The organism is Kitasatospora nipponensis, from assembly GCF_039528135.1.
Lineage (GTDB): Bacteria > Actinomycetota > Actinomycetes > Streptomycetales > Streptomycetaceae > Kitasatospora > Kitasatospora nipponensis.
Window position 1 is genome coordinate 1 of record NZ_BAAALF010000028.1, and the last position, 7,995, is coordinate 7,995.

Consider the following 7,995-nt stretch of genomic DNA (forward strand, 5'->3'; position numbering starts at 1 on the left):
GGCAGCGCCCGGCGGTCCACCTTGCCGCTGGGGGTGAGCGGCAGCGCGTCCAGCACCGTCCAGGCGGTCGGCACCAGGTGGGCGGGCAGGGTGTCCGCCAGCTCGGCGCGCAGGGCGGCGGTGGAGAGCCGCTGCCCCTCGACGGCGACCAGGTAGGCGGCGAGCGCCGCGTCCGGTTCGCCGGCCCGGTGCACCACCACGGCGGCCTCCGCGACCTGCGGGTGCCGGCGCAGGGCGTGCTCGACCTCGCCCGGCTCGATCCGGAAGCCCCGGATCTTGACCTGGTCGTCCGCCCGCCCGTGGAAGTCCAGCGTGCCGTCCGCCCGCGCCGAGACCAGGTCGCCGCTGCGGTACATCAGCCCGTGGCCCGGGACCTGCCGGAACCGCTGCGCCGTCAGGTCCGGCTGCCCCAGGTAGCCCAGCGCCAGCCGCGCGCCGCCGATCCACAGCTCGCCGCGCTCGCCCAGGGCCACCGGCGCCAGCCGCTCGTCCAGCACCGCGACGCTCGCCGCGCCGATCGGGCGCCCGATCGGCGGCGGACCCGCGCAGTCCTCCTCGCGCACCCGGTGCAGGGTGGTGAAGGTGGTGGCCTCGGTCGGCCCGTAGGCGTTGCGCAGGTCGAGCCAGGGGAAGGCCCGCAGCACGGTGCGCGCGTGCTGCGCGGAGAGCGCCTCGCCGCCGACCACCAGGGTCCGCAGCACGCCGAAGATCCGGGACTGCCGGGCGGCCAGCTGGTGGAAGAGCGCGGTGGTCAGGAACGCGGTGGTGACGCCGAACCGCTCGACGTCGCGGGCCAGTTCCTCCAGGGTGGGCCGCTCCTCGGGGGAGACCATCAGCGCCGCGCCCTGGGCGAGCGGGGCCCAGATCTCGAAGGTCGAGGCGTCGAAGGTGGTCGCCGAGTGGAAGAGCACCCGCTCGCCCGGGCCCAGCACCACCGCGTCCGGCGCGGTCACCAGGTCCGCGATCGCGCGGTGGGTGAGCTCGACGCCCTTGGGCCGTCCGGTGGAGCCGGAGGTGTAGAGCACCAGCGCGCGGGCCGCGGGGGCGTCGAGGCCGGGGTGCGGCGGGGTGGCGGGGGTGTCGTCGTCGGGCAGGTCGGTGTCGTCGAGGACCAGGATCCGCTCGCCGGGCAGCTTGGCCTCGGCCAGCAGCGCCTTGTCGCCGAGGGTCAGCCGGACGCCGGCGTCCTCGATCATCGCGGCGGTGCGCGGGCGCGGGTGGGCCGGGTCCAGCGGGACGACGTGGCCGCCCGCCCACCAGACGGCGAGCTGGGCGACGACCAGGCGGGTGGAGCGGGCGGCCAGCAGGCCCACCGCGCTGCCGGGGCCCACCCCACGGGCGGTGAGCGCGCCGGCGAGCCGGCCGGCGGCGGCCACCAGGTCGCGGTAGGTCAGCACGGTGCTGCCGTCGCAGACGGCCAGCGCCCGCGGGTGGTGCTCGGCGTGCCGGGCGATCAGCGCGGGCACGCCGGTGGCACCGGAGTCCGGGGTGCGGCCCGCGGTGGGGCCGGTGCGGTGGTCGGGGGTGCGAACGGCGATCGGATCGGGGGAGGACATGCGGGGTTCCCTTCCGGGCGCCCCGGCCGCGCGGGCCGGGGCACCCTGGTACGGCGTTCGGTCAGGAAGCGGCCGGGACGGGCGCGGTGGCGCTCGGGCGGCGGGCCTCGACCAGCTCCGCGAGCCGGCGCAGGTCGGGCTGGCGCAGCAGCTGGGGCGCGCGCAGCCGCACCCCGCACTCCTGTTCCAGGGCCACCAGCAGCCGCGAGGCGGCGAGCGAGTTGCCGCCCGCGTCGACGAAGTTGTCCAGCGGGCCGAGCGCGGGGCGGCCCAGCAGCTCCCGGCAGAGCCGCAGCACGGTCCGCTCGGTCGGCGAGGCGTCCGGCGCGGTGTCCGGTGCGGTGTCCGGCGCGGCGTCCACGGTGGCGCCGTCGGCGGGCCGGTTCTCCTCGGCCGCCAGCAGCGCGGCCCGGTCCACCTTGCCGTTGGCGTCCAACGGGAAGTCCTCGACCAGCCGGACGACGCCGGGCACGGCCTGCTCGGGCAGCCACCCGCGCACCTGCGCCAGCAGGTCGGTGCCGGTGGCCACCGCGTCGCGGGAGTCGGGCTGCACGAAGGCGACCAGCTGCACCACCCCGGCCACCCCGACCCGCGCGGCCACCACCGCGCGGCGCACCCGCGGGTCGCGCTCGAAGGCGGCCGCCACCTCGGCGGGCTCGATCCGCACGCCGCTGACCTTCACCTGGTCGTCGAGCCGGCCCTGGAACTCCAGCACCCCGTCCGCGCGCATCAGCACCCGGTCGCCGGTGCGGTAGACCCGGTCGATCGCCGCAGCGTCCGGCGCGGCGCCCGCACCGCCCGGCGCCGGGACGAACCGGCGCGCGGTGAGCACGGGGTCGAGGTAGCCCAGCGCCAGGCCGGCGCCGCCGATCCGCAGCTCGCCGGCGGTGCCGCGGGGCACCGGCCGGCCCTGCTCGTCGGTCACGAAGAGCGCCACGCCCGGCAGCGGGCGGCCGATCGGCGGCGCCTCGGCCCGGCTCGCGGCCTCGCCCTCACCACCGGGGGCCATCGTGTGCACGGTCGTCACCACCGTCGCCTCGGCCGGGCCGTAGGCGTTGTGGACGTGGGCGGTGACGTCCGCGGCCGGCCCGCGGCGCAGCCGGTCGCCGCCGACCGTCAGGTGCCGCAGCACCAGGCCCCCGGGCCAGGGCAGGTCGAGCACCGGCTCGGCCAGCGGGGTGGGCAGGATGGCGGCGGTGATCGCCGCCCGCCGCCACCAGCCGGTGAGCGCGCCCGGGTCCCAGCGCACCTCGTCGGGGGCCACGCTCAGCGCCGCGCCCGAGGTCAGCGTCGCCCACAGCTCCTTGAGGTGCGGGTCGAAGGCGACCCCGATCATCAGGCTGTGCCGGTCGCCGGGGCCCAGGCCGGTCAGGCCGCGGTACCAGCTCGACACCGTGCCGAGCGCGGCCTCGTCGACCGCCACCGCCTTGGGGGTGCCGGTCGAGCCGGAGGTCAGCACCGCGTAGAAGGTGCCGGCCGGCGCGCCCGCCGAACCCTGGGCCGGCGGGGCGAACGCGGCCACCGGGGCGGGGGCGGCGTCCGTGCCCGGCAGCGCCAGCGGCAGCCGCTCGGCGTCGCGGTGCGGGGGCGGCAGCTTCGCCGGGTCGCCGATCAGGCAGCCCAGCCGCAGGTTCCGCGCCACCGCCTGCAGCCGGCGCTCGCCGGGGCGCGGGCCGAGCGGCAGGTAGACGGCGCCCAGCCGGGCCACCGCCAGCGCGGTGGCGACCAGAGCCACCGAGTGGTCGAGGCAGACGCCCACCAGGTCGCCGGGGCGCACCCGGTCGCCCAGGGCGTCGGCCAGGGTGCCGGCGAGCCGGTCGAGTTCGGCGTAGCTCCAGCTCCGCTCGCCGTCGATCAGCGCGGGTGCGTGCGGGGTGCGGCGCACCCAGTCGAGGAAGAGGGCCTGGACCGCGGCCCGCTCGTGCGGGCCGCCGTGGGCGGTGCTGAGCGGCTGGCCCGAGGCGGGGTCGGTGACGGTGTCGTGGTCGGTCATCGTGGTCGGGTCGGTCATCGTGGTGCCTCCGCGTCGTGGTGGTGGGTCAGCCCAGGCCCATGGCCCGGGCGATGATCACCTTCTGGACCTCGGAGGTCCCCTCGATGATCGTCATCATCCGCACGTAGCGGTACAGGAACTCCAGCGGATGTCCGCGCACCCAGCCGGTGGCCCCGTGCACCTGCAACGAGCGGTCCACCACCCGCACCGCGGTCTGCGAGGAGGTCAGCTTCGCCAGCGCCGCGTTCTCCGGCGCCTCGGTCCCCTCGTCGACCAGCCGGGCGCAGGCCAGCGTGAGCAGCTTGGCGGCCTCCACCTCGGCCCGGCTGCTCACCAGGTGCTCCTGGACGTGCTGGTACTCGCCGATCCGAGAGCCGAACGCCTCCCGCTCGCGGGCGTACTCCACGCCCAGGCGCAGCGCGTACTCGGCGACGCCGTTGCACATCGCGGCGACCACCAGCCGCCCGCGCGAGAGGCTGTCCACGGCCAGCGCCATCGCTGCGCCCACGCCCTGCTCGCCGCCGATCACGGCCTCCATCGGCACCCGGACCTGGTCCAGCAGCAGCTCGTGCAGCGGCTCGCCGGACATGCCGTCGTAGCGCTGCCCGATCCGCAGGCCCGGCTGGTCCATCGGCAGGACGAAGGCGCTGGCGCCGCCGGTGGTGCCCTCGCCCAGGTCGGTGGCGGTGACCACCAGCGCGAAGTCGGCGTGCTCGGCGTTGCTGACGAAGGTCTTGCGGCCGCTGATCAGCCAGCCGTCACCGTCACGCTTGGCGGTGGTGGTGAGCCGGAAGGCGTCCGAGCCGGCCTGCGGCTCGGTCAGCGCCAGGCAGCGCGCCGCCTCGCCGCGCACCAGCGGCCTGAGGTAGCGCTCGACCTGCTCGGGCGTGCCGTGCCGCAGCAGCGGGCTGGGTCCGTCGGAGCCGGCCAGCGCGTACGGCGCCAGCGCGCAGCCGCTGCGGCCGGCCGCGTGGTGCAGCAGGACCACGGCGGTGAACGGCATCCCGGAGCCGCCCAACTCCTCGGGGTAGTCGCCGGCGTAGAAGCCGAGCGCGGCCGAGCGCCGGCGGGCGTAGGCCCGCAGGTCGGCCGGCGGCAGCTCGCCGCTCTCGGGCAACTCGGCCGCCAGCGGAACCAGTTCGCGGCGGATGAAACTCTCGAAGGCCTCCACCAGCTCGCGGTGGTCATCCTCCAGGACGGCGCTGGGGGCGCGGAAGGCGGTACTCACGGCTGACCTCCGGTCAGGGCCTTGGCCTGGTCGGCGAGGACGGGGTTCTGGAACAGCGCGCGCAGCGGCGGGCGGTGGCCCAGCCGCGGCTCCAGCCAGGCGGCCAGCTGGGCGGCGAGCAGCGAGTGGCCGCCGACCTCGAAGAAGTGCGAGTCGGCGGTGAACCGGCTGTGGCCCAGCACCTCCTGCCAGGCCTCGGCCAGCAGGGCGAGCCCGGGGTCCTCGAAGCGGACCGGCCGCTCGGTGGGCTGCTCGTCGCCGGGGGCCGGCAGCTCGGCCAACGCCCGGACCAGCGCGGCACGGTCGGGCTTGCCGCCGGGCAGCGAGGGCATCGTCTCCAGCGTCACCCAGCTGGCCGGGACCAGGGCCGCGGGCAGCCGGCCCGCCAGCGCGGTGTGCAGCGCGGTGCTGTCCGGGCGGTCCGTGCCCTCCAGGAAGCCGACCAGCCGCGGACCGGTCGCGCCGTCCTGGTCGAGGACCACCGCGCAGGAGCGGCCGCCCAGTTCGGCGCTGGCGGCGGCCTCGATCTCCTCCAGCTCGATCCGGTAGCCGCGCAGCTTGACCTGGTTGTCCTGGCGCCCCAGGAACCAGAGCCGGCCCGCCAGGTCGCGGAAGCCGCGGTCGCCGGTGCGGTAGACCCGCTCATCGCCCAGCGCGGGCAGCGTCACGAACCGCGCGTCGGTGGCCTGCGGCAGGCCCAGGTACCCCTGCGCGAGTGACGGGCCGCCGATCGCCAACTCGCCCACCCCGCCGGCGGGCAGCGGCCGCAGCCCGTCGTCCAGGACGTGGATCCGCACCCCGGGCAGCTCGACGCCCAGCGGCACCTCGCTGCCGGCGGCCAGGTCGGCCGCGGTGACCTCGTGCACGGTGGAGGTGACGGTCGCCTCGGTGACGCCGTACGCGTTCAGCACCCGGGTGCCGCCGCCCTGGACCAGCTCCCGCAGCGCCTCGGCGGGCAGCCGCTCGCCGCCCAGCACCAGCAGCCGAGGCGCCACGCGCCCGTCGCGCAGCGCCTCGAGGAGCTCCTCGCGCACGTTCAGGAAGTAACTGGTGGGCAGGTTGGCCACGGTGACCTGCCGCGCGGCCAGCACCGCGACCAACTCCGGGCCGGTGGGCACCTCGCGCTGCGGCAGCACCAGGCAGGCGCCGGCCGCCAGCGAGGGCAGCACCTCCTCCAACGCCACGTCGAAGGAGGGTCGGGCGAAGAGCAGCACCCGGTCCTCGGCGGTCAGTTGGTAGCGATCGGCCACCGCGCCCAGGTAGCCGGCCAGCGCGCTGCGGCCCACCACGACGGCCTTGGGCACCCCGGTCGAGCCGGAGGTGTGGATCACGTACGCGGCCCCCTCCAACTGCGGCGCCGGCTCGGCCTTCGGGAAGGCGGGGCCGTCCAGCAGCGCGGGGGTGCGGCCCTCGGCGGGCAGCGCGAGCGCGCTCTGCCGGGTGGCCAGTACCAGGGCCGGGCTCAGCCGCTCCAGCAGCAGGCCGAGCCGGGGCGCCGGGTCCTGCGCGGAGAGCGGCGCGTACACCGCGCCGCTGCGCAGGCAGGCCAGCAGCGCCACCACGCTCTCCACCCCGCGCGGCAGCACGGTGGCCACCGGCTGACCGGCGCTCACCCCGGCCGCCTGCAGCCGGGTGACCAACTCGGAGACCCGCCGGTCCAGTTCGCCGAACGTCAGGCGTTCGCTGCCGGCCACCAGGGCGGTCCGCTGCGGGTCGTGCGCCGCGGCCGGGTCGAGCAGCGCGGCCAGGGCCTCGGTGGCCTCACCGGCGTCGACGGCCTCGGGTACCGCAACGGCCACCGGAGCGGGCACGGCGAGAGCGGCCAGCGGCGTGGCGGGCTCGTCGAGGTAGCCGCGCACCAGGTCCAGCAGGCGCTCGGCCAGCAGGCCGGCCACCTCCTCGCCGAACAGGTCGGCGTCGTAGTCCCAGACCAGCGTCATCCCCGCCGCGCCGTGCCGCTCGCCGACCACCCGCCGGTCGTCGGGCATCAGCACCAGGTCCAGGTCGAAGCGGGTGGTGCCGGTGTTGAAGCCCTCGTAGAGCGAGACCTCCAGGCCCGGCGCCTGGATCTCGGGCAGGGCCGCGTCATGGGCGCTGAACATCACGTCGAAGAGCGGGTTGTCCGCGCCCCTGGTGTGCAGGCCCAGCGCACGGGTCAGCTCCTGGACCGGCACCTCCTGGTGCGGCAGCGCCCGCAGCAGGGTGTCGGTGACCTCGTCCATCGCCTCCAGCGCGGGCGCCTGCGGGTCCAGCCGCAGCCGCAGCGGCAGTGTGTTGACGAACATCCCGACCGTGCCCTCGAACCCCACCGGCCGGTTGCCCACCGCGGTGCCCACCACCAGCTCGCGGTGCGCGCCGTGCCGGCGCAGCAGCTCCGCGAAGAGCGTGAGCAGGGTGCTGAACGGGGTGTGGCCGTCCGCGCGGCTGCGCGCCCGCAGCCGCTCGGCCAGGTCGGCGCCGATCGACTGGCGCAGCTGGCCGCCGCGGTGGCGGCGCACCGCGCCCGGGCGGCTGAGGCCCGGCAGCGCCAGGTCCAGCGGCGCGTCGCGCAACTCCTGCTGCCAGTAGGCCAGGCTGCGCTCGCGGGCCCGCTCGCGCTCCTCGCCACTGGCGCTGCGCACGTGCTCCTCGTAGGAGCGGGCGGGCGCCAGCTCGACGGTCTCGCCCAGGACGTGGGCGCGGTAGACCGCGAACAGGTCGCGCAGCAGGATGGCGAAGGAGTGCCCGTCGTGGATCAGGTGGTGCTCCACGTGGATCAGGCGGTGGTGCTGCTCCTCGAGCTTGGCCAGGTGCCAGCGGATCAGCGGCGCCCGCGTGGTGTCCAGCGGCTCGCCGGCCTCGGCGGCCAGCAGTTCCTGGCAGGCGGCCTGCGGGTCGGCCTCGCCCGACAGGTCGCTGCGGCGCAGCTCGGGCTCGGCCCGCTCACTGACCCGCTGGGCCGGCAGGGCGCCGGGCTGCGGGACCAACTCCAGGCGCAGGCCCGGGTGGTGGGCGATCACCGCGGCCAGGCCGGCGTTCAGGGCCGGCAGGTCGAGAGTGCCCCACAGGTCCAGCACGGCGGTGAAGTTGTAGGCACGGCTGCCCGGCTGCAACTGCTCGTGCAGCCAGACGATCTCCTGGGAGGAGGAGAGGGCGAACATGAACGGTCCCTTCGCTGGTGGCGAGGTGTGGTGACCTCGGTGCGCCGCGGCCGGCCGGCCCGTTGGGGCCGGACGGCG

The 7,995-nt window shown here is 76.7% G+C and carries 4 protein-coding genes; all 4 read right to left on the reverse strand.

Annotation, left to right across the window (positions count from 1 at the left end):
• Nucleotides 1–1,556 (reverse strand): amino acid adenylation domain-containing protein (locus ABD323_RS10955; protein WP_344441127.1); only part of this gene is annotated, 1,556 nt, incomplete at its 3' end.
• A 61-nt stretch (nucleotides 1,557–1,617) separates the two neighbouring features.
• On the reverse strand, nucleotides 1,618–3,567 hold the full coding sequence (locus ABD323_RS10960) for a non-ribosomal peptide synthetase (RefSeq protein ID WP_344441128.1): 1,950 nt from the start codon (nucleotides 3,565–3,567) through the stop codon (nucleotides 1,618–1,620).
• Between the two features lie 28 nt (nucleotides 3,568–3,595).
• Nucleotides 3,596–4,777 (reverse strand): acyl-CoA dehydrogenase family protein, encoded by a 1,182-nt coding sequence (locus tag ABD323_RS10965; protein ID WP_344441129.1) that lies wholly within the window; start codon nucleotides 4,775–4,777, stop codon nucleotides 3,596–3,598.
• Nucleotides 4,774–7,917: a non-ribosomal peptide synthetase gene (locus ABD323_RS10970; protein ID WP_344441130.1), complete on the reverse strand. Its 3,144-nt coding sequence runs from the start codon at nucleotides 7,915–7,917 to the stop codon at nucleotides 4,774–4,776. The genes ABD323_RS10965 and ABD323_RS10970 overlap by 4 nt, the downstream gene beginning before the upstream one ends.
• Nucleotides 7,918–7,995 lie beyond the last annotated feature (78 nt).

Excerpts from the sequence above, each read along its gene's own strand:
- ABD323_RS10960 (WP_344441128.1), bottom strand. The coding sequence starts at position 3,567 with ATGACCGACCCGACCACGATGACCGACCACGACACCGTCACCGACCCC.
- ABD323_RS10970 (WP_344441130.1), bottom strand. The coding sequence starts at position 7,917 with ATGTTCGCCCTCTCCTCCTCCCAGGAGATCGTCTGGCTGCACGAGCAG.